Origin of the sequence: Rhizobium sp. AB2/73 (genome assembly GCF_020871915.1) — a bacterium.
Taxonomy (GTDB): domain Bacteria; phylum Pseudomonadota; class Alphaproteobacteria; order Rhizobiales; family Rhizobiaceae; genus Rhizobium; species Rhizobium dioscoreae.
The window spans coordinates 3,979,576-4,005,874 of the sequence record NZ_CP067071.1 but is presented as its reverse complement, the minus strand read 5'-3'; the positions used below and the strand labels follow the sequence as shown (position 1 = coordinate 4,005,874).

Below are 26,299 nucleotides of genomic sequence, written 5' to 3'. Positions count from 1 at the left end.
ATAGTGCCGCCTTCCACAGTCTCTTTATAGGGCGGGAGCACATCACTGCCGCCCTTGGTTCTTCGCCATGGCATGACGGTCACGCTCGTTGTCCAAGCTGCGCCGCATACCGGTTCATCAGCCACGCCCGGCCTGCGGGCTTTACAGGAACACTGTGGCAAAAACCGCTCTTTAAAGCAGTCTTCGTCTCGGCGTCTGTAACCGGAGCATCAATCGGCCCTCGTATTCCGACTGACCGCTCCAATGGCTGTCAATTTTTCTCCCCTCCCCGCAGCCGCGCCAATGATTTGGGCCGCAAAGGACAGACAAGCTTCCTCGTTCCGCAAGCGTCGCCGCTTCCGGTTCTTACTCGTCAACTGTTTGAAAAAACGGAACTGAACTGCTCCGTCACAAGAGACAAAACCACCTCCACCGCCATACGTGACGGTGTTTGCCGAAGCCGTTTAAGGTGAGATCCGCGCCCCTTGTTGAAATCCATTTAGGCAGGATCGAGGGCAGATATCAACGATGAATTTTACACAAAATTAAGAGGCGGCCATTGACTCCGGAGGCCATTTTTGACTGTCACAAGCCCTTCAAAAAAGAATCGCTGTTGAATCAAAGAGATTCCTGTCGAACGCGATTCCCACAGCTTTCAAAAGAAAAAAAATAAAAAATCCCTTGACTCAGTCGTGAGCCGGCAATGCGTCATGCAGATCACCCAGCGCTGGGATATCCTGTCGCAACCCTTTGTTTCCAAAGGTATATTTCTGTCACGTCAATGACATGATCGGCCGGCCATTTTCGGCAATGCGGCATTTTTTTGGCCGAATCCAAAAAGCCCGGCGCGAGGGCCGGGCTTAACTCTAACGATTAAATCGTTAATGAAAGATTATGCGGTCGGGGCCGAAAGGGCCTTCACACGCTTGGCAAGACGCGAAACCTTGCGGGAAGCGGTGTTGGCGTGAAGCACGCCCTTGGTGGCTGCGCGAGCCAGTTCCGGCTGAGCAGCAACGAAAGCTGCCTTTGCGCGATCTGCATCACCCGATGCGATGGCTTCTTCGACCTGGCGAACGAACGTGCGAACGCGCGAGCGACGAGCCTTGTTGACATCGGTGCGGCGGGCGATCTTGCGGGTCGCTTTTTTCGCCGAGGTAGTATTGGCCATGTATGCCTCTCTTAGAATTCGAACAAAACTCCATCCTTGCGGCGCGGGCCCCATGGCCACTTCATCCAGCAATGCGGGAGCAATTGCGGAAAACCAGAGCGGCTTTCCAAACTGTGGCGGGCATATAACCGGAATGAGCCGCGGCGTCAACGCGGATTCTCGCCAAACCCGCGTAATTCCTGAATCCCGACCCTTAGCGGTTCTTGAAGGACGGCTTGCGCTTCTCGACGAAGGCCGCCATGCCCTCCTTTTGATCCTCTGTGGCAAACAGGCTATGGAACAGGCGGCGCTCGAAACGCAACCCCTCCTCAAGCGTGGTTTCGAACGCGCGGTTGACCGCTTCCTTGGCCATCAGCACCGAGGGAAGCGATAGCGATGCGATCTTGGCGGCGGCGGCCAGCGCTTCGTCCAAGAGCTTGTCCGCCGGCACGACACGCGCCACCAAGCCCGAACGCTCCGCCTCTGCCGCGTCCATCATCCGACCCGTCAATACCAGGTCCATCGCCTTCGCCTTGCCGACCGCGCGCGTGAGACGCTGCGAGCCGCCCATGCCAGGGATGACGCCGAGCGTGATTTCCGGCTGGCCGAATTTGGCGGTCTCCGAGGCGATGATGAAATCGCACATCATCGCCACCTCGCAGCCGCCGCCGAGCGCGAAGCCGCTGACCGCCGCGATAACGGGTTTGCGGGCATTGGCGATCTCGGCCCAGCCGCCGAAGAAGTCATTCTTGTAAGCGTCGACGAAATCGAGCGACTGCATTTCCTTGATGTCGGCGCCGGCGGCAAAGGCCTTTTCCGAGCCGGTGAGCACGATCGCGCCGATGGCATCATCGAGATGAAAGGCGGCATAGGCCTGCTTTAATTCGGAGAGGACCGTTGAATTCAGCGCGTTCAGCGCCTGCGGCCGATTGATCCTGATGAGACCGACGGCCCCATGTGTTTCGACGATGAGGGTTTCGTAAGCCACGTCTCTCTCCCTTTTACCAGCTTTGGACCTTCAATCAGCCTTGGCAGGAAGCGCAGTAGAAAGAAGAGCGCCCCGCCTGGACGATGCGACTGACCGTACCGCCGCAACCGGGCGTACTGCAAGGCTGGCTTTCACGATCATAGACGGAAAAGGAATGCTGGAAATAGCCGAGCGAACCGTCCGTCTGGATATGATCGCGCAGCGACGAACCGCCTGCGGCTATCGCATCGGCAATGACCTCGCGGATCGCCTCGACCAGCGCCAGCAGCGCTTCGGTCGGTTTGCCGGTATCCATAACCAGCGTACCGGCGGCGCGCAACGGCGACAGGTGAGAGCGCCACAGCGCCTCGCACACATATATATTGCCGAGACCGGCGATGTTCTTCTGGTCCAGCAGCGCGCTCTTCAGCGGCTGCGCCTTGCCGGCGAAACGCTTAGCCAGATAATCGGCATCGAGTTCATTACCCGTGGGTTCCGGCCCGAGATCGCGGAAGAAGGGATGGCTGGCCATCTCGGTCCGCCGGACCACGTCCATGAAGCCGAAGCGACGCGGGTCGTTATAGATGACGCGCGCATCACCGCCAGCGCTCGCCAGATGGAAGACCACATGATCGTGCTTCTCGTCCTTGGAACGGGGATGATGGAATTCGCCCGGCGTTCGCGCCTCCCGACCGGCTTCGACCCGAAACGAGCCGGACATGCCGAGATGCGCGACGATCGTCCTGCCATCGTCGAGATCGATCAGCAGGTATTTGGAACGGCGCGACAGCGACGCGATGCCGCGGCCCGAAACGGCCTCAGCGAAATCGACAGGGAAAGGAAAGCGCAGATCGTTGCGGCGCAGCTCCAATTCCTTGAGAACCGCACCTTCCATGGAAGGTGCCAGCCCGCGTCTGACGGTTTCGACCTCTGGTAATTCCGGCATGGCTATCCATCTTTATGTTTCAACCGCTTATGATCTGAGCTATAGCCGAAGGCATTGCGGCTGGTGATCTGGCTGATGAGATAGCGTGGCAAACGCGATTTCGCTATGGTCCGCCGCCGAATACTGCACAATTCCTTAGACCGGAATCGATTTAAGGAGAGAATTATGCAGCAAGTTAAAAGTGTTGCAGCGACCTTTGCGCGCCATAAATGACGCGGCGCTGTAATGTAACGGAGTTGAGCCGATGGCAGACAGCCGCACCTCCGCCGATGGCGGCATGGAAACATCCTATGGCTTCCGCGAAGTAGCCGATGGTGAAAAGCAGGGCCTCGTCAACGAGGTGTTCCATAAGGTCGCCAAGCGCTACGATGTCATGAACGACGTTATGTCCATGGGCATGCACCGCGCCTGGAAGGATGCGATGGTCGCGGCACTCAACCCGCGCAAGGACCCCGCCTACAAGGTGCTCGACGTCGCAGGCGGCACGGGCGACATCGCCTTCCGCATCGTGGAGGCCTCCAACCGCCTGGCGCATGCAACGGTGCTCGACATCAACGGCTCGATGCTGGCTGTCGGTGCCGAACGCGCCGAAAAGAAGAAGCTCTCCGACAATCTCACCTTCGTCGAGGCGAATGCCGAGGAACTGCCCTTCGAGCCGAATTCCTTCGACGCCTATACGATCGCCTTCGGCATCCGCAACGTTCCGCATATCGATGTCGCGCTGAAGGAGGCCTATCGCGTGCTGAAACGCGGCGGCCGGCTGCTCGTGCTCGAATTCTCCGAAGTCGATCTGCCGCTGCTCGACCGCGTCTACGACGCCTGGTCCTTCAACGCCATTCCCAAATTCGGCAAGGCCATCACCGGCGATGCCGAGCCCTATCAATATCTGGTGGAATCGATCCGCAAGTTCCCGAACCAGCAGGACTTCGCGACGATGATCCGCGAGGCCGGCTTCTCCCGCGTGAGCTTCACCAATTACACCGGCGGCATTGCCGCGCTGCACTCCGGCTGGAAGCTCTGAAGCATGATATCCAGTCACCCGATCCGGCTTTTGGCCTCCATGTTCCGAGACCTTGAGACGATATGAGTGCTTTCAGCGCATATTTCGGCCTTGTCCGGGTCGGCTGGGTGCTCGTGCGCGAAGGCGTGGTCATGGCGCTGCCATCGGAAGGGCTGCCGCCCTCCGTCAGCCTCGCCAAATCTTTCGTCAGCATCTTTGCCCGCCGCAAGGCCAAGAGCCAGGCCCGCAGCGACCGGCTTGCCCAGGCAGTCGAGCGGCTCGGGCCTTCCTATGTGAAGATCGGCCAGTTCCTGGCGACTCGGCCCGATGTCGTCGGCGTCGACATGGCGAACGACCTGTCGAAGCTTCAGGACCGGATGGCTTTTTTTCCGCATACTATGGCGACGGCAGCGATCGAGGCGTCGCTCGGGCGGCGAATCGACGATCTCTATGCCAGCTTCGGCGAGCCGATTGCCGCCGCGTCGATAGCGCAGGTGCATCCGGCAGAGGTCGACACGGCCGAAGGGCGCAAGCGCGTTGCCGTCAAAGTGGTCCGGCCTGGTGTGCGCCAGCGTTTTTCTAATGATATCAAGGCAATGTATCTCGTGGCGGGGATGCAGGAGCGGTTCATGCCCTCCAGCCGGCGTCTTCGGCCCGTGGAAGTGACCAAGACGCTCGAGCAGACAACGAAGGTCGAGATGGATCTGCGGCTGGAAGCCGCCGCGCTCTCCGAGATCGCCGAAAACACCGAGAAGGATCCCGGCTTCCGCGTTCCGAAGGTTGACTGGGAACGCACCGGCCGCGACGTCATCACCATGGAGTGGATCGACGGCGTGAAGATGTCCGACGTCGAGGGGCTGAAGGCGGCCGGCCACGATCTCAACACGCTTGCCGACACGCTGATCCAGTCCTTCCTGCGCCACACGCTGCGCGACGGCTTCTTCCATGCCGACATGCATCCCGGCAATCTCTTCGTTGATCCCACGGGCATGATCGTCGCCGTCGACATGGGGATCGTCGGCCGTCTCGGAAAGAAGGAGCGCCGCTTCCTCGCCGAAATCCTGTACGGCTTCATCACCCGCGATTACATCCGGGTGGCCGAAGTACATTTCGAAGCCGGCTACGTACCCGCCCATCATAACGTCGAGAGTTTTGCACAGGCCATTCGTGCCATCGGCGAGCCGATCCATGGCCAACCGGCCGAAACCATCTCCATGGGCAAGCTTCTGACGCTGCTCTTCGAAGTGACCGAACTCTTCGACATGGAAACGCGGCCCGAACTGGTGATGCTGCAGAAAACCATGGTCGTGGTCGAGGGCGTATCGCGCATGCTCAATCCGCGCTTCAACATGTGGAAGGCATCCGAACCGGTGGTCGGCGACTGGATCCGCACCAATCTCGGCCCGAAACGGATCATGACCGATTTGAAGGATGGTTTGAAGGCGGCCGTGAAGCTTGCCGAAGCCGCGCCTGAAATTGCGGCCAAGACGGAAAAATTCCACCACGAACTGCTGCATATGAGCGAAAACGGCCTGCGTTTCGATCCGCAGACCGCCGAAGCGATCGGCAAGGCCGAGGCCAAGCACAGCCGCTCCGGCCGCTTCGCGCTTTGGGTGATTGCGCTGACGCTGCTTTACATCGCCTGGCATCTTGGCTGATCGCCAAGCTTTCTGATGCTTCTTTCTCGCCTCGGCCGAAATAGCTTGGCCGGTGCGGGAAGCCGCATGCGCGCGCAAACATAGAGTTGCGCGATGTGCGCACTCGTCTCAAAATCAGTCTGTCCGGCACGGATCAAGGTGTTCGCCATTTGGGATATCCCAATGATGATAAGGCTCGCATAGCCTTGTAAAAAAGGAGAACAGCAGAGATGGAGCGTCAGAGAGCCGGCATCGAACTCACCGGGCAACCCCTTGGGTTCAGCGATCTGGTGCGGATCGGCGCGGGGGCGGTCCTGCCGTCGGCATCGGAAAGCGGCATGGCGCGGGTGCGATTGGCACGCAACGTTCTCGAAAGCACCATTCAATCGGGCATGCCGGTCTACGGCTCCACGACCGGTGTCGGAGCCATGAAAGATGTTGAATGGTCCCCCGAGGATCTTGATGCCTTCAATCTCGGTCTGGTGCGCGCCCATCATTTCGGCACAGGCGCCCCCTTTTCCATGTCGGTCGTGCGCAACGCCATGGCGATCCGCGTCAATACGGCCCTCACCGGTCAGGTCGGTTGTTCGCAAGAACTGATTGAAGCCTATCTGCAGCTCTTGAGCTCGGATGTCATTCCTGTCGTCAGGCGCACGGGCTCGATCGGCTGCGCGGATATTGGCCTGATGGGCCAGATCGGCGCGGTTCTGACCGGCGTTGGCGAAGCAGTCTATCGCGGCCGGCGCATGCAGGCTGCCGATGCCTTCGATGCCGCCGGTATCGCTCCTGTCAGGATGATGCCGCGCGACAGCCTGGCCTCGCTCAGCGTCAATGCGGTCAGCTTCGCAGCCGCTGCAGAGACGACCCGCAACGCCGCCGCCTCGATCCGCGTGCTGCTGGCGACCGGCATGATGGCTGCGGGCGCGCTCGGTGCTTCGCGCGATCCGTGGATTGCCGTGCGCCATGTCGGCACCGCGCGCGAAGCCCTGATCGGTGCGTGGCTCTGCAATGCTTCGGATGAATGGCCCTGGCCGGTCGCGACCCATGTGCAGGACCCGCTCAGCCTGCGCATGATCGCCCAGGTCTTCGGCGCCGTCATCGAAAATCTCTTGACCGCCGGCCACAAGATTCTGGCCGCGACCGGCCGTTCGGATGACAACCCGGTCATCGTCGACGGTCGTGTAATGACCTCAGGCGGCTCTCTTCCGCTCGATGTCACCGTGCTGCTGGAAGCAGCGGTCATCTGCATGGCGCATGCCGCCCGCAACGCCTTCAATCGCTGCGTCCTGCTCGGCAACGGCCAGCGGCGCGGCCTGCCCGTCAATCTGGTGCCGGAAGGCAGGATCGCGACCGGCTTCGGTCCGATCATCAAGCTCGCCGGCGAGATCTTCTCGCGCGTGCTCTCCATGTCCAATCCGGTCTCGGCACAGTCGCTGGTGGTTGCGGCAGGTATGGAGGATGAAGCCGCCTTCCTGCCGCTTGTGATCGAACGTTTCGAGCGGCAGATGCGGGCGCTGAAGCGTCTTGCCGCCCTTGAGGCCCTGCTTTCGGCCCAAGCAATGGACATTCTCGGCGACAAGCCGGAAGGCGTGGCGCGCATGCTCTACGACGTGGTGCGCAAGCATGCCGACTTCTATGTCGTCGATCGGCCCCTTTCGGCCGAAGTCGAGGCGATCGAGGAGGAGCTCGGCTCGGAGGCTTTCGTCTCTGAATTGATCGCCCACAAGCCGATCATTGCCTATGATGACTTCTTCGCGCTCGGCTCGCTGGAACGGGTCGAAGAGCGGCTTTATCGCGACACCGTTGCCATCTGAACCAACCGACGAGCGGAGAGAACGCACATGGCCGATTTCGATCTTGTTCTGCAAGGCACTGTGGTTCTGCCTGAACGCATTGTGGAAGCCGGCTATGTCGCAGTGCGCGACGGCAAGATCGCTGAGGTCGGCATCGGCGTGCCTCCGGCCGCGCGCGAGCGGCATCTGCTCGGCAAGGCACTGATCCTGCCCGGCGCGATCGATGCGCAGGTCCACTCGCTCTCCCAGAAGGATCAGGAGGATTTCATCTGGTCGACGCGCTCGGCAGCCGCCGGCGGCGTCACCACCATCGTCGACATGCCCTATGACGAAGGCAATCTCGTCTGCTCGGCAGCGGCGGTGAAGAAGAAGATCGACCATGCCGCGCCGCAATCGCGCGTCGACTTTGCTCTTTATGGCACGGTCGATCCGGAAGAAGGCCCGGCGCGCATCGCCGAGATGGTCGAGGCCGGTGTCGCCGCCTTCAAATTCTCCACCTTCGGCACCGACCCCAAGCGCTTCCCGCGCATTCCGCCCGCCCTGCTCGATGCGTGCTTTGCCGCCATCGCGCCCACGGGCCTGACAGCCGGCGTGCACAACGAGGATGACGAAGCTGTCCGCACCTACATTGAGCAGGTGAAGGCGAGCGGTATCACCGACTATCGCGCCCACGGCCTCTCCCGCCCGCCGATCACCGAATTGCTTGCCATGCACACGATCTTCGAGACGGGCGCAGATACCGGCTGCCCGGCGCATGTCGTGCATTGCTCGCTCGGCCGCGGCTACGACATCGCCCGCGCCTATCGCCGCGACGGCTTCGAAGCGACGGTCGAATGCTGCATTCACTATCTGACGCTCGACGAAGAAAACGATGTGCGGCGTCTTGGCGGCAAGGCGAAAATTAATCCGCCGATCCGCCCGCGCGCCGAAGTGGAAACCTTGTGGCGCAAGGTGGCGGAGGGCAATGTCTGGCTCGTCTCGACCGATCATGTCAGCTGGTCGGAAAACCGCAAAACCAATCCGGATATGCTGGCGAATGCTTCCGGCGTGCCGGGGCTGGAGGTCATGGTGCCGCTCTTCGTCAAGGGTGCTCTCGAACGCGGCGTGCCGCTGACCTGGGCGGCGAAGCTGATGGCGGAAAATCCGGCTAAGCATTTCCGCCTCGATCATATCAAGGGTGCGCTGACCCCGGGCAAGGATGCCGATATCGTCGTTCTGGAACCGCGCGAAATGGTTTATGACGCGGCCGCGAGCGGCAACAACGTCGTCGGTTGGAGCCCTTATAACGGCATCCGCCTGCCCTGGACTGTGTCCGCCGCCTATCTTAGAGGCAAGCAGATCACCGAGGGACAGAAGGTGCTGGCCGAACCCGGCTCCGGCAGCTTTGTCCGTCCCTTGCCTCGCCAAATTCTTGCCGGAGACACAGCCTGATGACCGACCCCAAGCGCCACAACCTGCCCGTAAACGCCGATCGCATCGCCGAGGATATCGATGCGCTGGCAAGGATTACCGAGCCGGGCCACCCGTGGACGCGCCGCGCCTTCTCACCGCTCTTCCTCGAAGGGCGTGCCTATATCGAAGCACGCATGAAGGCGGCAGGGCTTGAGACTCGCATCGACGCCGCCGGCAATCTGATCGGCCGGCGTACCGGCGCCAAGCCTGGCCTCGGAACGATCCTTGTCGGCTCGCATTCCGACACCGTTCCCGATGGCGGCCGCTTCGACGGCATTGCCGGCACGATCGCCGCGCTCGAAGTCGCGCGCTCCTTGAAGGATCGCGGCATCGAGCTCGACCATGATCTGGAAATCGTCGATTTCCTCGCCGAGGAAGTCAGCATTTTCGGGGTGTCCTGCATCGGCAGCCGCGGCATGACCGGGCAGATCCCCGAGGCGTGGCTTTCCCGCGTAAGCGGCGACCGCACGCTTTCTGAAGGGATTGCCGAGGTCGGCGGCGATCCATCCGTCCTGCTCTCTCAGAAGCGGCCCGATCTCGCCGGCTTCCTGGAGCTGCATATCGAGCAGGGTCCGGTGCTGGAAGCCGAGAACAAGGATATCGGCATCGTCACCGCGATCGCCGGCATCACCCGCATCGAAATCACTGTGGAAGGCCGCGCCGATCATGCCGGCACGACGCCGATGGATCGCCGTGCTGATGCGCTGGTGGCGGCATCGCAATTGGTCCTCGATATTCGCCAACGCGCGGCAGAGCAGGCAAAGACGCCGGGTCATTTTGCTGCAACCGTCGGCGAATTCCGCATCGAGCCGAATGCCGCCAATGTCGTGCCGTCCAAGGTCGTGCTGTTGATCGACGGCCGCGCCGAAATCCGCAGCGACATGGAGGATTTCCTGGCCTGGATCGACGGTGAGGTGAAGACCATCGCCGCCGATTATGGCGTGACGATCAACCCGCCGGTGCGCGTCTCCGACAACATGCCGACGCCGGGCGCTCCAGTGCTGCTCGAAACGCTCGAGCGCGCCTGCGAGACTGTCGGCGCCAAGCATCGCCGCATGGCCTCCGGCGCCGGCCACGACACGGCCTGGATCGCCAAGGTCGCTCCATCAGCCATGATCTTCGTACCATGCAAGGAAGGCCGCAGCCATTGCGCCGAGGAATGGGCGGAGAATGATGACATCGCCATGGGCGCCGCCGTGCTTTTCGAAGCGGTGCGCGACATGGACAAGAACCTCAAACAGAACCGGGAGTAGCCGATGGGACGCATACTCGTTGCCAAGGATGTGGAAGCGGCCGTCAAGGGCGGCTCCGTTTACGCCGCAGGCGGTGGCGGCTGGGCCGATCACGGCCGCATGCTCGGCTATGCAGCCGTCAATGTCGGCAAGCCGGAGCTGGTGTCAATCGACGAATTGAACGACAATGACTGGATCGCGACGGCCGCAGCCATCGGCGCGCCGGCCTCCACCACCCCCTGGGAAATGCAGGGCATCGATTACGTGAAGGCCGTGCAGCTGCTGCAGGACGAGCTTGGCGAAAAGCTTTCCGGCCTGATCATCGGCCAGAACGGCCGGTCTTCGACACTGAACGGCTGGCTGCCATCGGCCATTCTCGGAACGAAGGTGGTGGATGCCGTGGGTGACATCCGCGCTCATCCGACTGGTGATATGGGATCGATCGGCATGGCAGGTTCGCCCGAACAGATGATCCAGACCGCAGTCGGCGGCAATCGCGCCGAGAACCGCTATATCGAACTGGTCGTGAAGGGCGCGACGGCAAAGATTTCGCCGATCCTGCGTGTGGCCTCCGATCAGTCCGGCGGCTTCATCGCCTCCTGCCGCAACCCCTTGCGCGCTTCCTACGTCCGCACGCATGCGGCGCTCGGCGGCATCTCCATGGCGCTTTCGCTCGGCGAAGCGATCATCGAGGCGGAAAAGAAAGGCGGCAGCGCCGTCATCGACGCCATCTGCAAGACCACCGGCGGCCATATCCTGGCCGAAGGCACGATCACAAAGAAGGACGTCGTTTACACCAAGGAAGCCTTCGATATCGGCACCATCACGGTCGGCGACGGCGACAAGGCCGTCACCATGCATGTGATGAACGAGTACATGGCGGTCGAGGATGCCGGCGGCAGGCGCCTGGCAACCTTCCCCTCCGTCATCACCACGCTGTCGCCGGAAGGCGAACCCTTGAGCGTCGGCCAGTTGTATGAAGGCATGAAGGTTTTCATTCTGCATGTGCCGATGGACATCATTCCGCTGTCTGCCAGCGTGCTCGACCCCACGGTCTATCCCTCCGTCGAAAAGGCCATGGGGATCGAGATCGCGAAATACGCTCTGCCTGGCAAGAAAGGCTGAAAAGCGCGGGAGGCGCAGATGGCGCGTGACGCCGGTCTCGAAGAATTGCTGAGAGAGGAGCTCGGACCACGGCCCGGGCTTAGCGAAAAAGGGATGTTCGGCGGCTGGGCCTTTCTTCTCAACGGTCATCTGCTGTGCGGCGCGCGCGAAGACGGGATGCTGATCCGCCTCGGCAAGGGCAACGATAGCTGGGCGGTTCAGCAGCACGACGTCAACCGCATGCAGATGGGCGGCCGGACAATGCAGGGCTGGGTGCGCGCCGGGCCGGACGCCTATGGCAACGACATGCTGCGCAAGCGGCTGCTTCTGGCCGCGCTGGACTTCGTCGAAGGCCTGCCGCCGAAGTAGCCAGGCCGCCGAAACAACAACGAAATAAGGGAAGGGAAATTCATGCCGAAAGCCAATCCACGTCACCCGAAATTCCCCATCCCGGGCGGGCCGGAGCTGCGTGCCAAGGGCTGGCGGCAGGAGGCTCTGCTGCGCCTGCTCGAAAACGTGCTCTCGGTCGGCGAAGATCCCGACAATCTCGTCGTCTACGCCGCCCTCGGCAAAGCGGCCCGCAACTGGGCGGCGCATAAGGGCATCGTGAAGGCGCTGACCGAAATGGATGAGAACCAGACCCTGCTCATCCAGTCCGGCAAGCCGATCGGCCTTATCCGCACGCATGACAAGGCGCCGCTCGTCATCATGGCGAACTGCAATATTGTCGGGCAGTGGGCGAAGGCGGAAGTCTTCTACGAATTGCAGCGCAAGGGCCTGATCTGCTGGGGTGGCCTGACGGCCGGCGCCTGGCAATATATCGGCAGCCAGGGCGTCATCCAGGGCACCTATGAAATCTTCATGCGCATCGCCGAGCGCCGCTTCGGCGGCGATCTCTTCGGCCGCTTCATACTCACAGCCGGTCTCGGCGGCATGGGCGGCGCGCAGCCGCTCGCCGGCCGCATGGCGGGGGCGGCGATCCTCTGCATCGATATCGATGCCGAGCGCGCCAGGAAGCGCCAGGATATCGGCTACCTGCAGGAAATCGCACCCGATCTCGATTCGGCGCTGGCGCTGATCGATGCCGCCGTCAAGGAGAAGCGGGCGCTTTCCGTCGGCCTCGTCGGCAATGCGGCCGAGATATATCCCGAGATCGCCCGGCGCGGCATCGTGCCCGATATCGTCACCGACCAGACCTCGGCTCACGATCTCGTCTATGGCTACGTGCCGAAGGGCATGAGCCTTGCCCAAGTCAAGGATTTGCGCGACGACGGTCAGGGCCAGCTCATGGCGGCGAGCCGCGCCTCGATCGTCGAGCATGTGAAGGCCATGCTGGATTTCCAGAAAAAGGGTTCCGAAGTCTTCGACAACGGCAACCTGATCCGCACCCAGGCGAAGGAAGGCGGCGTCGCCAATGCCTTCGATATCCCGATCTTCACGGAAGCCTATCTGCGGCCGCTCTTCTGCCGTGCCATTGGGCCCTTCCGCTGGATGGCGCTTTCAGGCGAGGAAAGCGATATCGCCCGCATCGACGATCTGCTGCTGGAAATGTTCCCGGACAACAAGATCATCACCAACTGGATCAAGCTTGCCCGTCAGCACGTGCCTTTCGAAGGGCTGCCGGCGCGTATTGCCTGGCTCGGTCACGGAGAGCGCACCGCCCTTGCCCGCCGCGTCAACGAGCTTGTGGCAAGCGGCGAGCTGAAGGGTCCGATCGCCTTTTCGCGCGACCATCTCGACGCCGGCGCCATGGCGCATCCGAACATCATGACCGAGCGCATGAAGGACGGCTCCGACGCCATCGCCGACTGGCCACTGATCGACGCCATGATGCTCTGCTCGTCCATGGCCGACCTCGTCGTCGTCCATTCCGGCGGCGGCGGCTATGCCGGCTACATGACGAGCTGCGGCGTCACCGTGGTCGCCGATGGCACGCAAGCCGCCGACGAACGGCTCGATCATGCGCTGACCAACGACACGGCGCTTGGCGTGATGCGCTATGCCGATGCCGGCTATGAGGAAGCGCTTGATGAAGTTGCGAAAAAGGATGTGCCCTACATTCGTTTGGGATAAGCGCGTCTGTTCTTAGCGGCACCAAAAGACTATGGTCCGGGCAATTCAAAATTGAGTTGAGAGTTGCCCGTGATCCCCTGGACCTTGCTCGACACAGCGAAAATCCCCGGTGGCGGTGAGTTGCGCCTGAAGCAGCGCGGCCAGGAATTTTCCATCATGCTGGGCACCAACGAGCTGATGAACAGCCGCTTGAGCGGCTCCGAGCGCGCGCTTGCCACGCTTTCCTGCGAGAAGATCAAGGGCCGGAAGGCGCCGCACATCCTGATCGGCGGCCTCGGCATGGGCTTTACCTTGCGCGCAGCCCTCGGTGAAGTCGGCGCGGACGCCAAGGTTACGGTTGCTGAGCTTGTTCCGGCTGTCGTGACCTGGGCACGCGGGCCGATGGCGGCGGTCTTCGACGGTTGTCTCGACGATCCGCGCGTCGCCATTCATGAAGGCGATGTGCGTCCGCACATCCGCGCTCGCAAGGCGGCATACGACGCAATCCTGCTCGATGTCGACAACGGCCCGGATGGCATCACATCCGAAGCCAATGACGGGCTTTACGATTATCAGGGCCTGAAGGCGGCGCGCGATGCGCTGCGTCCCGGCGGGGTTCTCGCCGTCTGGTCTTCGGGACCCGACGACCGCTTCACAAGACGTCTGCGCGACAGCGGTTTTACCGCCGAGGTGGTCAATGCTCGCGCCAATGGCAAGACAGGCGCGCGCCACGTCATTTGGCTCGCAACAAGATCGGGATCATAACGCCTCGAATTGAAATCAGGCCTAAGATGCTATATATCAATGTCATATCTCAAGGGAGTTATGGCATGGACACCGCAAAGATCTTCTGGTCCGGCCGCTCGCAGGCCGTACGCTTGCCGAAGGAATTCCGCCTCGATGGCGAGGAAGTCCGCATACGCCGGCAGGGAAAGGCAATCATTCTGGAGCCGATCACCGAAGATTGGGACTGGCTGGAAGCGGTAACAGGCCCGGTCGACGATGACTTTGTAGAAGCAGCGACCGAGCAACCGGCTGAGCAGCAACGCCCCGAGTTGGATATCTTCAAGTGAAGTATCTGCTCGACAGCAATGCGATCATCGCACTGATGAAAGGGCACCCCGGCTTCGTCGGCAAGCTTCGCAGGCACAAACCGCAGGATTTTGCCATTCCGGCCATCGTCGCACACGAGCTGATTTATGGTGCCTATAAGGGGCAGCGCGTTTCCGACAATCTGGCACGTGTCGATGCCCTGCAATTCGAGACGCTGGATTTCGATAAGCAAGATGCCCGTGTAGCCGGCGAAATTCGCGCAAGCCTTGCTTCCCTCGGCACACCGATCGGTGCCTATGACGTTTTGATCGCGGGGCAAGCGGTCGCCCGCGATCTGATCCTGATAACGCACAATGTCAAAGAATTTGGACGCGTCCCCAAGCTGCGTTTCGAAGACTGGGAGTCCTTGCCGAGCGGCTAAAGATAACGCGTTTCCTCCGGCGCGCGATCGAAGCGATCATCGCGGCCATCGAAGTAGCCGACGGGAAGCGAGGCGAGTTCCTCATCGGTGGCATCATCCAGGCAGCTGATGCTGATCGCATAGAACTTGCCGCCGAGTGCCGGGTTTTCACCCCAGTTGAAGGAGCTGATACCACATTTTTTGCAGAAGAGATGATGCAGGATGCGCGGGCCGAACTGATATTCGCCAATGCTGTCCTCGCCCGAGGTCAGGCGGAAATCGCCCGGCGTCGCAATCGCCAACCAATTGCGCTTCTTCTTGCAGATCGAGCAATTGCATTTGAAGGTGCCGCCCTGCAGATCGAGATCGGCTTCGTAAGCGACGGCACCGCAATGGCAGCTTCCGTGATAGGTCTTTTTCATCACTCTCATCCTTCCCTTGAGGTGGCTTCTGCGTAAGCGACGTATTTGTCGAGCGCCTGTTCCCAGCCACCGGTCTGCAATTTCAGCTCTGTATCGTTGGGCAGCTCGACCTTTCGGAAGATGAGACGGGTCTTTTCGCCAATCTCCTGAAATTCCACGGTTACCTGCATCGGATGTTCAGGCCTGCCCTCTTGGTTCTCCCAGGCGAAGGTGAAGACGAGGCGCTCGGGTGGGACGATCTCCAGATAGCGGCCATGGCTCCAATATTCCTTGCCCTCAGGCGTTAGAATGCAGTGCCGCCAGGCACCCCCTTCCCGCAGGTCGACAGAGACGGATGGCGCCGTCATGTTTTGCGGCCCCCACCAGCGCATCAAATGCTCCGGCTCCGTCCAGAGACGAAACAGCAAGTCGCGCGGTGCGGCGATATCGCGGGTCAGCACGATCTCGCGTAGCGGGCGCATGCTGCCGCCCTCAGTTGCTGGAGTCATTCTTTCCTCCCTCTTGCAATAGCGCCGCATAGGCTTCCAGGCGATCCAGATTGTCGTTCCAGAACTGCCTGTAGCTTTCCAGCCAGTCATCGACCTGCCGCAGCGGCTTGGGCTCCAGCCGGCAGGGTCGCCATTGCGCTTCCCTTCCCTTCGAAATCAGGCCGGCTCTCTCCAGCACCTTCAGATGCTTGGAAACGGCGACCAGCGACATGTCGAAGGGTTCGGCCAGTTCCGAGACGGATGCCTCGCCGGTCGCCAGCCGCGCCAGGATCGCCCGGCGGGTCGGATCGGCAAGGGCCGAGAGAGTGGTGCTCAATGTGTCCATACTGTTCAATAAACCAGACAGTTAATTAACTTATTGGTTTAATATATGACGCAAGCCAACGATGTCAAGAAGGCCTTTCTGACACCCTATCTCAGGGAATGACGTTGGACACTTCGATCAGGTTTTGATCGGGGTCGCGGAAATAGACCGAGAGAATAGGGCCGGTCGCACCGGTTCGGCGCACCGGGCCTTCCTCAATCGCAACGCCCTCTGCCTGCAAGTGAGCAATGACCTCATCCAGAGGCGTTGTGCTGATGAAGCAAAGATCGGCCGAGCCCGGTGTCGGCCGTTCAGCCTTGGGCTCGAATTCATGTCCGGCGCGATGCAGATTGATCTTCTGATTACTGAAGGTCAGGGCCTTGCGGCCTTCACCAAAGGTTTCGACGCCCATTCCGAGGACACGGGCATAGAAATCGCAGCTCTCCTCGATGCTCGCGACCGTGAGCACCAGATGATCGAGATGGTCGATGCGGATCATGGCGGCCTCCTGAGTCAACGACGCGCCAGCCTGGCGATGGCAAGAGCGCTGGCGAGACAGAGTGCCAGCATGACGAGGATGAAGGCAACCACGGCATTCCAGCCATCGGCAAGCCAGAAATAGCCGCCGACCGAGCCGGCAATGCTGGAGCCAAGATAATAGGCCAGCAGGTAGAGCGAAGAGGCATGGCCCTTGAAGCCATGGGCCAGCCGCCCCACAAGCGCGCTGGCGACGGAATGGGTCATGAAGAAACCGATCGTCACGAGAACGATGCCGAGAATGATCAGCGGCAAGGAGCTGGAAAGCGTCACCGCCGCCCCGAGCGCGGCGATCAGCACGCCCACCGGCAGCACGACGAAATGGCCGATGCGATCACCGAGCAGGCCAGCCGCCCAGGATGCGACGATCCCGAAGAGATAGGCGGTGAAGATCAGACCCAATTCGGTCTGGCTGAGATCATAGGGATCGGCGACCAAACGGAAGCCGGCATAGTTATAGACGGTGACGAAGGAGCCCATGACGAGAAAGCCGATGGCGAAGAGCAGCGGCAGCGCTGCATTGCCAAAGTGACCGCTCCAGGCCTTCAGATGGAAGGCCACATCGAAGCCCTTGCGCGGGGTGAAATTGCGCGACTGCGGCAGGAGATAGAGGAAGCCAATAGCGGCAAGAAGGCCGAGAATGCCGACCGTAGCTAGCGCCGGCCGCCAACTCAAATATTCGGCGATCGTACCGGTCACCACGCGCCCGGCCATGCCGCCAAAGGCGTTGCCCGCGATATAGAGGCCCATGGCGCCGCCGAGGCCGCGCGGTTCGATTTCCTCAGCCAGATAGGTCATGGCGACAGCTGGGACGCCGCCCAAAAGGAAGCCCTCAAGAGCGCGGACGGCGAGAAGTATATGCCAGCTCGGCGACACCGCGCAGACGATCGTACAGATGGCCGCGCCGAGCAGCGAAATGAACATCAGGCTGCGGCGGCCGAGGCTTTCGGAAACGGCGGCTGCGCCGAAGATCGCGAAGGCCAGGAAGCCGGTCGAAAGCGACAGCGACAGCGAGCTTGCAGCCGGCGTGACCCCGAAATCTTCGGAGAAGATCGGCATCAGCGGCTGGACGCAATAGAGCAGCGAGAAAGTGGCGAAACCGGAGAGAAACAGCCCAATGGTCGCGCGGCGGAAGGCAGGTGTGCCGCGCGTCAGAAACCGGCGGGTGTCGGTCGGCGGCTCGTTCCTGACGAGTGTCAATTCGGGGCGGGAGGGAACTTCAGACGCAGTGGTTTGCTGCTGACTTACGGCGCGAAACATAGGTGGCACCTGACCTTTCTTACCCTGGAATCTAGCCAGAGCAGCTCCATTAGTCCAATATATGGAACAGGCGATCTTAATAGCTTTTGGAGATAGCGATGGAGCTGCGTCATATCCGCTATTTTCTGGCGCTGGCGGAAGCGGGAAACTTCACCCGCGCAGCGGCCAGCCTCGGCATCGGCCAGCCGCCGCTCAGCCAGCAGATCCGGGACCTGGAAAACGAGGTTGGCGCCCAACTGTTCCACCGCGTGCCCCATGGCGCCGAACTGACGGCAGCCGGCGAGGCTTTTCTGGCCGAGGCGAGAACGGCCATCAATGCGGCGGAAAAGGCGAAGCTTGCCGCCCAGCGCGCCAATCGCGGCGAGATCGGCCGCCTGTCGCTTGGCTTCACCGCCTCTTCTGCCTTCAACACAATCGTCACATCAACCATCCGCGAGTTTCGGCGGCACTGGCCGGAGGTGCGGCTGTCGCTCACAGAGATGAACACCAATGCGCTGATGGAGCGGCTGATGCGCGGCGAGATCGACGCGGCCTTCATTCGCCCGGGCCTGGAAGATCCGCGCGACGTGCGCCTGAAGCGTTTTGCCGACGAGCCGATGCTGATCGCGCTGCCGGCGCATCATCCGCTTGCGAAAAAGGACGGCGTGTCGATTGCGGCGCTCGCGGGCGAGCCCTTCATTCTCTTCCCGCGCATGGTGGGGCTCAGCCTCTATGACGACATCGTCGCCGCTTGCCGCGAAGCCGGCTTCGACCTCGCTGTGACGCAGGAAGCCCCGCAGATTCCATCCGTCGTCAATCTCGTCGCCGCAAACTTAGGCGTTTCCATCGTTCCGGCTTCGATCGCACAGATCAAGCTCGACGGCGTCGCTTATCGGCAAATCGATGGGCCGCCAGTCGTGGCGCGGCTCGGCCTCGCCAGCCTCAAGGCGCAGCGATCACCTGTTATCGCCAACCTCATGACCCTGATTGCGTAATTATTTGTTTTCACGCAATTCCCGACGCAAAACAGCTTCACACTTTTACCGGAATTGCTCCCGCTCCCAATAAGGCGGATCGCCGAACGCTTTTTTCAGATGATCGGCGATGGCGCGCAGCTTGGCCGAGGGATTGCGCCCCTCCGGATGAGCCATGAAGATGAATTCCGGTTCCGGCCGGTAGCCGACGTCGATCTCGACAAGCCGCCCCTCCCTCACCGAAGGCGCGGCAATGAAGGCCGGCAGCAAGGCGATACCGAGGCCGGCAATCGCGGCATCGTGGAGGACATCGCCATTGTTGACGCCCAGCGCCAGCTTCGCACGAATGACGACGGCGCCCTCTGGTCGCTCGAAACGCCAGTCCGCGACGCCGCGATGGGTGTAGAAAATTCCGCGGTGATCCTCGAGATCGGAGAGCGAAGCGGGTTTGCCGTGACGACTGAGATAATCCGGCGAGGCCACGAGAAGGCGGCGGCTGCGGGCGAGTTTCCAGGCGACGAGGCGCGAGTCGGCGATCAGGCCATGACGTATGATCGCATCATAACCGTCCGAAGCGGCATCGACCCGACGGTCGTCGAGATCAAGCGTCAGCTCGATCTCCGGATGATCGGCGAGGAACGGATAGAGAGCCGGCCCCAGATGCAGGCGGCCGAAGGTGACGGGTGCGGCAATGCGCAAAGGCCCCATCAGCGTGCCGCGCCGCTCGGCAAGATCGGCCGCCGCCTCGCGCACCTCCTGCGCGATGCGGGTCGCGCGCTGCAGGAAGGCGGCGCCATCCTCCGTCAGCGTCAGCTTGCGGGTCGTGCGATGAAGCAGGGTTGCCCCCAACGCCTTCTCCATTTCCGACAGGCGCTCGCTGACCACGGATTTCGACAGGCGCAGGCGTCGCGCCGCCTCGCTGATCGAGCCGGCCTCGGCTACAGTCACGAACGTCACGATCCCGTCGATCTTCAGCATCGTTCGGAAACTCCGAATTCGAATTTCTCTTTTTGAAGGCTAATCCGAACGATCGGAAAAGGCCATCTTCCTCGTATCGGACAAACCGAAAGATACGTCCTCACACAGGAGATGGAACAATGAACCGTTTGAATGGAAAAGTCGCAATCATCACCGGCGCCAGCTCCGGCATCGGCCGCGCCACGGCAAAGCTCTTTGCCGCCGAAGGCGCAAAGGTTGTCGTCGGCGCTCGCCGTGTTGCAGAGCTGGAAAGCCTTGCCGCCGAGATCAAGGCCGCCGGCGGAGAAGCAGCGGTGTTGGCCGGCGATGTGCGCTCGGAAGACTACCACAAGGCGCTGGTCGCCCTTGCAGTCGAGCGTTACGGCAAGCTTGATATTGCCTTCAACAATGCCGGCACGCTCGGCGAGGCCGGTCCCAGCACCGAAGTTTCGGAGGCAGGCTTTTCCGAAACGCTGGCGATCAATCTCACCGCGTCATTCCTGGCCGCCAAGCACCAGATCGGCGAAATGATCAAGCACGGCGGTGGCTCTGTGATTTTCACGTCGACCTTCGTCGGCCATACCGTCAGCTTCCCGGGTGTTGCCGCCTATGCCGCCAGCAAATCAGGCCTGATCGGCCTGACGCAAACGCTCGCCGCCGAATTCGGCCCGCAAAATGTCCGCGTCAATGCCGTCCTACCGGGTGCCGTCGATACCGATATGTATCGCGACATGAACGATACGGCAGAAAAGCAGGCATTCATAACCAACCTGCATGCGCTGAAGCGCGTCGCCGGCCCGGAAGAAATTGCTCGCTCGGTCCTTTATCTCGCCTCCGATGATGCAAGCTTCGTCAGCGGCACGGCTTCGCTCGTCGACGGCGGCCTGTCGATCACGCGTACCTGACCGATTGTTTTGCCGACGCAATCATCGCGCCGGCAGCTTCGGAACACGGACATGATCTCGCAACATGTGAATGGTTGCGGGATCATGTCGCTCGAATGCTTTGAACGAGCCGCGGCGTTTCCGCTCAGAACATCGTATTGCTATTCTTCGAGGTCTCGGGGATCGGCTGTACCGCATCCCAATGTTCCTGGATCTTGTTGTCCTCGACGCGAAAGATATCGACGATGGCGCTGCCGCGGTCGCCCGGCTGGCGAATGGCGTGGACGCGCAGGATCACATAATCGCCATCGACCATCACGCGCTTGATCTCGCTCTTCGACTGCGGATAGTTTTTCTTCAGGTACTCCAGGAAACCGCGCAGGCCTTCGGGGCCATCGGCGGCAAGAGGATTATGCTGGATGTACTTCCCGAGATATTTGGAAGCCGCGTCGAAATCCTTGTCGTTCAGCGCCTTCTGGTAGAAATCCAGAACGATCTCCTTGTTCTTCTGCTCTTGCGGCGAATAGGCGCGCTCGGCAAAGGCCGGCATGGCAGCGGCCATGATTGGCAGGGCGATGACAGCGACTTTCATCAGTTTCAAGGCATTGCTCCTTTGGTCGTTAACACGTTCACTTTCGTCAAGGGCGAAGATGCCCGCAAATGACAAGTCGGTGATGCCGACGTGATCATTGGCTGCAAAGAGCGAAAAATCCGATCACTTGCATCGCAATCACCGACACGCCGAGCTCGATGGAAGCACGCGACGATTGCCTATGACACGCCAAAGGCTTAGGCTTGTGAACAAAAGAACAGGCGACGGGTTCAGGCATGGTTTTCGCAGGAAAGCGCATACTCCTCATCATCTCCGGCGGTATCGCGGCCTATAAGAGCCTCGATCTCATTCGCCGGCTGCGCGAGCGCGGAGCAAGCGTGCGGCCCGTTATGACATCGGGCGCACAGGAGTTCATCACGCCGCTTGCCGTCGGCGCGCTGGCCGCCGACCATGTCTTCACCGATCTGTTTTCGCGGCAGGATGAGCAGGATGTCGGCCATATAAGGCTGGCGCGTGACTGCGACCTCGTGCTGATCGCGCCCGCGACTGCCGATCTGCTCGCCAAGATGGCAAACGGGCTGGCCGACGATCTCGCCTCGACCATATTGCTCGCCACGGATAGACCAGTCCTCGTCGCCCCCGCGATGAACCCGAAGATGTGGGCCCATCCAGCGACCAAGCGCAACGTCGAAACTCTACGCAGCGACGGCATCGCCTTCGTCGGCCCCATGACCGGCGAAATGGCCGAGAGCGGCGAAAGCGGAGCCGGCCGGATGGCGGAGCCGCTCGATATCGTCGCGGCTGTCGAGCGACGGCTGGATGACGGCGCCAAGCCGCTTGCCGGCAAGAAGGCGGTCGTCACCTCCGGGCCGACGCACGAACCGATCGACCCCGTCCGCTACATCGCCAACCGCTCGTCGGGACGGCAGGGCCATACGATTGCGGCAGCGCTTGCTGCGCTCGGCGCCGATGTCACGCTCGTCTCCGGCCCGGTTACCATACCCGATCCGGTCGGCCTCAATGTTATCCACGTCGAGCGGGCGGATGAGATGCGCGATGCGGTGCTTGCGGCCCTTCCGGCTGATATCGCCGTGATGGTGGCGGCGGTCGCAGACTGGCGCGTCGCTTCCGCATCGGACCAGAAGATCAAGAAACATCCAGGCGAGTCGATCCCGACGCTGGCGCTCACCGAAAATCCGGACATTCTAAAAACCGTCGGCCATCATACGCAGCGGCCGAAACTCGTGATCGGCTTTGCCGCCGAAACGCAAGACGTCGAGAGCAATGCTCGCGCCAAGCTGGAGCGCAAAGGCGCCGACTTCATCGTCGCCAATGACGTGTCACCCGCAACCGGCATCATGGGCGGTACACGAAACCGCGTGAAGATTATCAGCCATCACGGCGTGGAGCAGTGGCCCGATCTCGACAAGGATGAGGTGGCGGTGCGGCTGGCGGCGCTGATATCCGAACAGTTCAAGCAGGGATAGCAGCCGGAGTCCGGCTCTCCCCGGCGGCATGCTCTTCCGGCTGGAAGGGCGTGACCTGGACACCCGTGTCGTCGATCATGACGGAACTGCCATCGGGGATCTCGCGCCAGGCATCGGTGTCGTCGTTCAGCGGCTCCGATACGAGGCAGTAGCCTGACCCGACGGGCGAGGCATAGAGCGTCGGCGCTTTGCGATCGGTCGCATAGCGGACCGCGTAGAGCAACTTGCCGTCGGAAAAGGCTGCCGTAAAGCGCACCAGCACCGAACCGGTCAGATGCAGCGACAAGCCTTCCACGAAGCCGATGGTCTGGGCGACCGCCGAAATCGGATTGGTTGCCAGACCGAACTGCATCGCCAACAGGAACAGGAGCTCGGAATCGGTCGTGCCGCTGCGGGCATGGAAGAGCCGGTCGTCGAGCATGGCTTCCATCGGCCGGCGCAGGCGGTCGAAATTGGAAATCTGACCGTTGTGCTGGAAGGACCAGTTCTCGAAAACAAAGGGATGGCAATTGTCGCGGCGCGTGCCGCCGCCGGTGGCCGCACGGACATGGGCGAGGAAGAGCGGCGAGCGGATCTGCCGCGCCAGGCTCTTCAAATTGCAATCGGACCAGGCCGGCAGGATATCGCGGTAACGGCCCGGTTCCGGCCGATCACCGTACCAGGCGATGCCGAAGCCGTCACCATTGGTTGCCGTCTTGGCGCGCGTGGCGCAATGGGATTGTTCGATCAGGGAGTGGGCGGGCGAAGACACCAGCTCCTCCAGATAGAGGGGGTCTCCACGATAGGCTGCCCAGCGACACATGCGTCTTCTACTCCGATTCCCGCCTGTGTTCCTGTCCCGCGGGAGAATGGCAAATCCAGAGCGTGATGCCGAAAAGTGTAGGCGGTTTTCGGACGACATCACGCTCTACTTCTTCGATTCCAGAGCGGCTCAGATTTTAGGTCGAGCCGACCTAAAATCATCCGGCGCCAGGACGATTGTTTATGCGGAATGGGTAATAAAGTCTTAATTTTCCGTCCCGTGCAGCGCAAGATGACAGATATTTGACGCTTCGTCCGTTCACGTTTCGCATCGCAACATTTTCTTCGTGAAGGCCGCTACGGCAGGGCTCTTGCCCGACATGCGGCAGGCAACACATTTCACTGCGACAATAAGTGTGAAGCTCCCCGAGGCCGTGCCTCTTGCATCAAGTCAAATTTGAGCTACGTTAAGCTTGTCTGAAACGTAACGAAAGGAAGGTGATCCAATGTCTAGTGAGATTTCGGTCTTTGTATACGGCATGGAAATGGTTGTGAGCGTTGCGAGGCAGCCCTCGCTCTGATCAGCACCTTCCCGAAGCGTTCGCCGCTTCAGGCCAGTTACGGGCCAAAGCTCATGGGGGGTCGCTTAAGGCGGCCCCTTTTGATTTTCAGCCGTTATTTTTTCCTTGCCAAATGCGAAGAGCGCCATAGCTAACCCGACATGTCTTCTCAGGAACAGCCCGAACAGGGTGAAGCCAAACCGAGGCCACTGAACGAGCCGGCCCTTACCGCACTCTCCTTGTATCCGCAGGACTGGGCCTTGTTCCTCGATATCGACGGAACCCTGCTCGATCTCGCCGAAAGGCCGGAAGCCATCGTCGTGCCCGACTATCTGCCCGGCACGCTACATGCGCTCTCCCGTCAGCTTGGAGGCGCGCTGGCCTTGGTGACGGGCCGCGCCATCGAATTCGTCGATCCTCTTTTCGCGCCCTTCCGCTTTCCCGTCGCCGGCTTGCATGGCGCGGAGCGGCGCGATGCGGCTGGCCGGCTGCGGCGGGCGCATATCCCGCCCGCCTTTCAGGCGATGAAGCAGGTCATTCGGCACGAAGCACTCTCCTGGCCCGGCGCCATCGTTGAGGACAAGGGGGCTGCGGTCGCGGTTCACTTTCGGCACGCACCCGCATACGAGGCCGAAATCGGCGAAGTCATGCAACGCCATCTGGAGGAAGCCGGTCCCGACTGGAATCTGCAGCGCGGCAAGATGGTCCTCGAAATCTGCCCTTCCCACGCCAGCAAGGGACATGCCGTCGAGGCGTTTCTTGCCGAAACGCCCTTTGAGGGGCGCCGCCCGGTCGCGATCGGCGACGACGTGACCGACGAGACGATGTTTGCCGCCGCCAACCGTCTCGGCGGCCAATCCGTGCGCATCGGCGATGCCAACGGAAAAACGCTTGCGCGTGCATCCATTGGCTCGCCTGCGCGTTTAAGAGACGTGCTGGGAACACTCGTCAAGTAATCCGTCGATCACATCGACACCGATCCCAGCCTTCTCGAAAGGAAGTTACCGTTGAGTCGTCTCATCATCGTTTCCAACCGCGTTTCCGTGCCCGATCACAAGGGCGCAGCAGCTGCGGGCGGCCTTGCCGTGGCATTGCAGGCAGCCCTTGCCGAGCGCGGCGGCATCTGGATGGGCTGGTCCGGCAAATCGAGCGGCGACGTCGAGCCTGAGCCGCTGCAGATGACGCAGGATGGCAACATCACCTATGCGCTGACCGATCTTACTCAGACCGATGTCGAGGAATATTATCAGGGCTTTGCCAACCGCGTGCTCTGGCCGATCTGTCATTACCGGCTCGATCTCGCCGAATATGCCCGCAAGGAAATGACCGGCTATTTCCGCGTCAACCGCTTCTTTGCCCACCGGCTCGCACCGCTGATCGAACCCGACGACATTATTTGGGTGCACGACTATCATCTCATTCCGCTGGCGGCAGAGTTGCGGCAGATGGGCTTGAAGAACCGCATCGGCTTCTTCCTGCACATTCCCTGGCCGCCGGCGGACGTCGTGCTTGCCATGCCGGTGCATGAGGAGATCATGCGTGGCCTTTCCTCCTACGACCTGCTCGGTTTTCAGACGGACCATGATCTTGAGAACTTTGCGGGCTGCCTGAAGCGCGAGGGCATGGGCATCGAGAAAAGCCCCGGCCATTTCAGCGCGCACGGTCATGACTTTCGCGGCGGCGCCTATTCGATCGGCATCGAGACGGCGGGCTTTGCCGAATTCGCCCGCAGGGCCGCGTCGCACAGCATGGTGCAGAAGGTGCGGCAAAGCATTGAAGGCCGCGACCTGATCCTTGGCGTCGACCGGCTCGATTATTCCAAGGGCATCACCCAGCGCATCGATGCCTTCGAACGCTTCATCACCAACAATCCCGCTCACCAACGCAGCATCACCTATCTGCAGATCACGCCGAAATCTCGCTCGGAAGTCCCCGAATATGAGGCGATGCAGAACGCGGTTGCCGAACAGGCGGGCCGGGTCAATGGCGCGATCGGAACGGTCGACTGGGTGCCGATCCGCTATATCAACCGCTCGATCAGCCGCCCGATCCTAGCCGGCCTTTACCGGATTGCGAAGGTCGGGCTCGTGACGCCGCTACGCGACGGCATGAACCTGGTCGCCAAGGAATATGTCGCGGCGCAGGACCCTGAAAACCCGGGCGTGCTGGTGCTATCGCGCTTTGCCGGGGCCGCGCGCAAGCTAAAAGGCGCTCTGCTGGTCAACCCTTATGATGTCGACGGTACCGCCAATGCGCTCGCGCGCGCCATCAACATGCCGCTGCAGGAGCGGCAGGAACGCTGGCGAGGCATGATGGATTATCTGCTTGAAAATGACGTATCGCGCTGGTGCGAGACGTTTCTTGCCGATCTTACGGCGGAATAGAGCATGA

26 protein-coding genes and 1 pseudogene are annotated in these 26,299 nt (G+C 61.2%); 16 read left to right on the top strand and 11 right to left on the bottom strand.

What is annotated here, in order from left to right:
• Positions 1-871: 871 nt before the first annotated feature.
• The 3 genes from rpsT to mutM form a co-directional block, all read right to left on the bottom strand.
• Entirely contained in the window at positions 872-1,147 is a 276-nt protein-coding gene (gene rpsT, locus I8E17_RS19695; protein ID WP_004108374.1) for a 30S ribosomal protein S20, read from the bottom strand.
• Between the two features lie 193 nt (positions 1,148-1,340).
• Positions 1,341-2,114 (bottom strand): enoyl-CoA hydratase, encoded by a 774-nt coding sequence (locus I8E17_RS19690; protein ID WP_112722715.1) that lies wholly within the window; start codon positions 2,112-2,114, stop codon positions 1,341-1,343.
• Positions 2,115-2,148: 34 nt separating this feature from the next.
• Entirely contained in the window at positions 2,149-3,039 is an 891-nt protein-coding gene (gene mutM / locus I8E17_RS19685; RefSeq protein WP_113366586.1) for a bifunctional DNA-formamidopyrimidine glycosylase/DNA-(apurinic or apyrimidinic site) lyase, read from the bottom strand.
• Between the two features lie 244 nt (positions 3,040-3,283).
• Between mutM and ubiE the strand changes: the two genes are divergently transcribed.
• The 11 genes and pseudogenes from ubiE to I8E17_RS19630 all read left to right on the top strand — a co-directional run bounded on the left by ubiE (position 3,284) and on the right by I8E17_RS19630 (position 14,783).
• On the top strand, positions 3,284-4,060 hold the full coding sequence (gene ubiE / locus I8E17_RS19680; RefSeq protein WP_069611122.1) for a bifunctional demethylmenaquinone methyltransferase/2-methoxy-6-polyprenyl-1,4-benzoquinol methylase UbiE: 777 nt from the start codon (positions 3,284-3,286) through the stop codon (positions 4,058-4,060).
• Positions 4,061-4,122: 62 nt separating this feature from the next.
• Positions 4,123-5,697 carry a 2-polyprenylphenol 6-hydroxylase gene (gene ubiB, locus I8E17_RS19675; RefSeq protein WP_112722717.1) on the top strand — a complete coding sequence of 525 codons (1,575 nt, stop codon included), beginning with the start codon at positions 4,123-4,125 and terminating at the stop codon, positions 5,695-5,697.
• A 209-nt stretch (positions 5,698-5,906) separates the two neighbouring features.
• Entirely contained in the window at positions 5,907-7,490 is a 1,584-nt protein-coding gene (locus I8E17_RS19670; RefSeq protein ID WP_069611120.1) for an aromatic amino acid lyase, read from the top strand.
• Positions 7,491-7,517: 27 nt separating this feature from the next.
• The gene (locus I8E17_RS19665; RefSeq protein WP_112722718.1) at positions 7,518-8,900 is read left to right on the top strand and encodes an amidohydrolase family protein; all 1,383 of its coding nucleotides are present in this window, start codon (positions 7,518-7,520) and stop codon (positions 8,898-8,900) included.
• Positions 8,900-10,194 (top strand): annotated as a pseudogene (locus I8E17_RS19660) (Zn-dependent hydrolase); the annotation flags it as partial. The gene I8E17_RS19665 and the pseudogene I8E17_RS19660, both read left to right, overlap by 1 nt.
• Positions 10,178-11,278, top strand: a complete 1,101-nt coding sequence (locus I8E17_RS19655) for a DUF917 domain-containing protein (RefSeq protein WP_069611117.1) — start codon at positions 10,178-10,180, stop codon at positions 11,276-11,278. The pseudogene I8E17_RS19660 and the gene I8E17_RS19655, both read left to right, overlap by 17 nt.
• An 18-nt stretch (positions 11,279-11,296) precedes the next feature.
• Positions 11,297-11,626 (top strand): TfoX/Sxy family protein, encoded by a 330-nt coding sequence (locus I8E17_RS19650; protein WP_069611116.1) that lies wholly within the window; start codon positions 11,297-11,299, stop codon positions 11,624-11,626.
• A 42-nt stretch (positions 11,627-11,668) separates the two neighbouring features.
• Complete coding sequence (locus I8E17_RS19645; RefSeq protein WP_113366585.1) at positions 11,669-13,330, top strand: urocanate hydratase; 1,662 nt, start codon at positions 11,669-11,671, stop codon at positions 13,328-13,330.
• A 69-nt stretch (positions 13,331-13,399) separates the two neighbouring features.
• Entirely contained in the window at positions 13,400-14,074 is a 675-nt protein-coding gene (locus tag I8E17_RS19640) for a hypothetical protein (protein ID WP_113366584.1), read from the top strand.
• Positions 14,075-14,139: 65 nt separating this feature from the next.
• A complete protein-coding gene (gene vapB, locus I8E17_RS19635; protein WP_113366583.1) occupies positions 14,140-14,382 on the top strand; it encodes a type II toxin-antitoxin system VapB family antitoxin in 243 nt (80 codons plus the stop codon).
• Complete coding sequence (locus tag I8E17_RS19630; protein ID WP_113366582.1) at positions 14,379-14,783, top strand: type II toxin-antitoxin system VapC family toxin; 405 nt, start codon at positions 14,379-14,381, stop codon at positions 14,781-14,783. Before vapB ends, I8E17_RS19630 begins: the two co-directional genes overlap by 4 nt.
• On the opposite strand, the gene I8E17_RS19625 is transcribed toward I8E17_RS19630, so the two are convergent.
• The 5 genes from I8E17_RS19625 to I8E17_RS19605 form a co-directional block, all read right to left on the bottom strand.
• Positions 14,780-15,184: a GFA family protein gene (locus tag I8E17_RS19625; protein WP_113366581.1), complete on the bottom strand. Its 405-nt coding sequence runs from the start codon at positions 15,182-15,184 to the stop codon at positions 14,780-14,782. The two genes, I8E17_RS19630 and I8E17_RS19625, sit on opposite strands and share 4 nt — an antisense overlap.
• Before the next feature lie 5 nt (positions 15,185-15,189).
• Positions 15,190-15,672, bottom strand: a complete 483-nt coding sequence (locus tag I8E17_RS19620; protein WP_113366580.1) for an SRPBCC domain-containing protein — start codon at positions 15,670-15,672, stop codon at positions 15,190-15,192.
• Entirely contained in the window at positions 15,656-15,997 is a 342-nt protein-coding gene (locus I8E17_RS19615) for a metalloregulator ArsR/SmtB family transcription factor (RefSeq protein ID WP_113366579.1), read from the bottom strand. Before I8E17_RS19615 ends, I8E17_RS19620 begins: the two co-directional genes overlap by 17 nt.
• Before the next feature lie 91 nt (positions 15,998-16,088).
• Positions 16,089-16,475 carry a VOC family protein gene (locus I8E17_RS19610; protein WP_069611110.1) on the bottom strand — a complete coding sequence of 129 codons (387 nt, stop codon included), beginning with the start codon at positions 16,473-16,475 and terminating at the stop codon, positions 16,089-16,091.
• 14 nt (positions 16,476-16,489) lie between these two features.
• On the bottom strand, positions 16,490-17,773 hold the full coding sequence (locus I8E17_RS19605; RefSeq protein ID WP_113366578.1) for an MFS transporter: 1,284 nt from the start codon (positions 17,771-17,773) through the stop codon (positions 16,490-16,492).
• Positions 17,774-17,871: 98 nt separating this feature from the next.
• On the opposite strand from I8E17_RS19605, the gene I8E17_RS19600 reads away from it, so the two are divergent.
• A complete protein-coding gene (locus I8E17_RS19600) occupies positions 17,872-18,747 on the top strand; it encodes a LysR family transcriptional regulator (protein ID WP_069611108.1) in 876 nt (291 codons plus the stop codon).
• Between the two features lie 45 nt (positions 18,748-18,792).
• Here the strand turns inward: I8E17_RS19600 and I8E17_RS19595 are convergent, their stop codons facing one another.
• A complete protein-coding gene (locus I8E17_RS19595) occupies positions 18,793-19,704 on the bottom strand; it encodes a LysR family transcriptional regulator (protein WP_113366577.1) in 912 nt (303 codons plus the stop codon).
• A 119-nt stretch (positions 19,705-19,823) separates the two neighbouring features.
• Between I8E17_RS19595 and I8E17_RS19590 the strand changes: the two genes are divergently transcribed.
• Positions 19,824-20,588, top strand: a complete 765-nt coding sequence (locus I8E17_RS19590) for an SDR family oxidoreductase (protein WP_113366576.1) — start codon at positions 19,824-19,826, stop codon at positions 20,586-20,588.
• Positions 20,589-20,712: 124 nt separating this feature from the next.
• Here I8E17_RS19590 and I8E17_RS19585 read toward each other — a convergent pair whose 3' ends face one another.
• A complete protein-coding gene (locus tag I8E17_RS19585; RefSeq protein ID WP_219511459.1) occupies positions 20,713-21,159 on the bottom strand; it encodes an ester cyclase in 447 nt (148 codons plus the stop codon).
• A gap of 236 nt (positions 21,160-21,395) precedes the next feature.
• On the opposite strand from I8E17_RS19585, the gene coaBC reads away from it, so the two are divergent.
• On the top strand, positions 21,396-22,607 hold the full coding sequence (gene coaBC / locus I8E17_RS19580; RefSeq protein WP_113366574.1) for a bifunctional phosphopantothenoylcysteine decarboxylase/phosphopantothenate--cysteine ligase CoaBC: 1,212 nt from the start codon (positions 21,396-21,398) through the stop codon (positions 22,605-22,607).
• Here coaBC and I8E17_RS19575 read toward each other — a convergent pair.
• Positions 22,594-23,409, bottom strand: a complete 816-nt coding sequence (locus I8E17_RS19575; protein WP_069611103.1) for a class II glutamine amidotransferase — start codon at positions 23,407-23,409, stop codon at positions 22,594-22,596. The genes coaBC and I8E17_RS19575 overlap by 14 nt on opposite strands.
• Before the next feature lie 660 nt (positions 23,410-24,069).
• Between I8E17_RS19575 and otsB the strand changes: the two genes are divergently transcribed.
• A complete protein-coding gene (otsB, locus tag I8E17_RS19570; protein WP_069611102.1) occupies positions 24,070-24,864 on the top strand; it encodes a trehalose-phosphatase in 795 nt (264 codons plus the stop codon).
• Between the two features lie 51 nt (positions 24,865-24,915).
• Complete coding sequence (gene otsA, locus I8E17_RS19565) at positions 24,916-26,292, top strand: alpha,alpha-trehalose-phosphate synthase (UDP-forming) (protein ID WP_069611101.1); 1,377 nt, start codon at positions 24,916-24,918, stop codon at positions 26,290-26,292.
• Positions 26,293-26,299 lie beyond the last annotated feature (7 nt).

Excerpts from the sequence above, each read along its gene's own strand:
- I8E17_RS19600 (WP_069611108.1), top strand. The coding sequence starts at position 17,872 with ATGGAGCTGCGTCATATCCGCTATTTTCTGGCGCTGGCGGAAGCGGGA.
- I8E17_RS19645 (WP_113366585.1), top strand. The coding sequence starts at position 11,669 with ATGCCGAAAGCCAATCCACGTCACCCGAAATTCCCCATCCCGGGCGGG.
- I8E17_RS19595 (WP_113366577.1), bottom strand. The coding sequence starts at position 19,704 with ATGCTGAAGATCGACGGGATCGTGACGTTCGTGACTGTAGCCGAGGCC.
- I8E17_RS19610 (WP_069611110.1), bottom strand. The coding sequence starts at position 16,475 with ATGATCCGCATCGACCATCTCGATCATCTGGTGCTCACGGTCGCGAGC.
- ubiB (WP_112722717.1), top strand. The coding sequence starts at position 4,123 with ATGAGTGCTTTCAGCGCATATTTCGGCCTTGTCCGGGTCGGCTGGGTG.
- otsB (WP_069611102.1), top strand. The coding sequence starts at position 24,070 with ATGTCTTCTCAGGAACAGCCCGAACAGGGTGAAGCCAAACCGAGGCCA.
- I8E17_RS19605 (WP_113366578.1), bottom strand. The coding sequence starts at position 17,773 with ATGTTTCGCGCCGTAAGTCAGCAGCAAACCACTGCGTCTGAAGTTCCC.
- I8E17_RS19615 (WP_113366579.1), bottom strand. The coding sequence starts at position 15,997 with ATGGACACATTGAGCACCACTCTCTCGGCCCTTGCCGATCCGACCCGC.
- mutM (WP_113366586.1), bottom strand. The coding sequence starts at position 3,039 with ATGCCGGAATTACCAGAGGTCGAAACCGTCAGACGCGGGCTGGCACCT.
- I8E17_RS19650 (WP_069611116.1), top strand. The coding sequence starts at position 11,297 with ATGGCGCGTGACGCCGGTCTCGAAGAATTGCTGAGAGAGGAGCTCGGA.
- I8E17_RS19625 (WP_113366581.1), bottom strand. The coding sequence starts at position 15,184 with ATGAAAAAGACCTATCACGGAAGCTGCCATTGCGGTGCCGTCGCTTAC.
- I8E17_RS19575 (WP_069611103.1), bottom strand. The coding sequence starts at position 23,409 with ATGTGTCGCTGGGCAGCCTATCGTGGAGACCCCCTCTATCTGGAGGAG.
- vapB (WP_113366583.1), top strand. The coding sequence starts at position 14,140 with ATGGACACCGCAAAGATCTTCTGGTCCGGCCGCTCGCAGGCCGTACGC.
- I8E17_RS19620 (WP_113366580.1), bottom strand. The coding sequence starts at position 15,672 with ATGACTCCAGCAACTGAGGGCGGCAGCATGCGCCCGCTACGCGAGATC.
- I8E17_RS19655 (WP_069611117.1), top strand. The coding sequence starts at position 10,178 with ATGGGACGCATACTCGTTGCCAAGGATGTGGAAGCGGCCGTCAAGGGC.
- ubiE (WP_069611122.1), top strand. The coding sequence starts at position 3,284 with ATGGCAGACAGCCGCACCTCCGCCGATGGCGGCATGGAAACATCCTAT.
- I8E17_RS19585 (WP_219511459.1), bottom strand. The coding sequence starts at position 21,159 with ATGAAAGTCGCTGTCATCGCCCTGCCAATCATGGCCGCTGCCATGCCG.
- I8E17_RS19670 (WP_069611120.1), top strand. The coding sequence starts at position 5,907 with ATGGAGCGTCAGAGAGCCGGCATCGAACTCACCGGGCAACCCCTTGGG.
- coaBC (WP_113366574.1), top strand. The coding sequence starts at position 21,396 with ATGGTTTTCGCAGGAAAGCGCATACTCCTCATCATCTCCGGCGGTATC.
- I8E17_RS19590 (WP_113366576.1), top strand. The coding sequence starts at position 19,824 with ATGAACCGTTTGAATGGAAAAGTCGCAATCATCACCGGCGCCAGCTCC.
- I8E17_RS19665 (WP_112722718.1), top strand. The coding sequence starts at position 7,518 with ATGGCCGATTTCGATCTTGTTCTGCAAGGCACTGTGGTTCTGCCTGAA.
- rpsT (WP_004108374.1), bottom strand. The coding sequence starts at position 1,147 with ATGGCCAATACTACCTCGGCGAAAAAAGCGACCCGCAAGATCGCCCGC.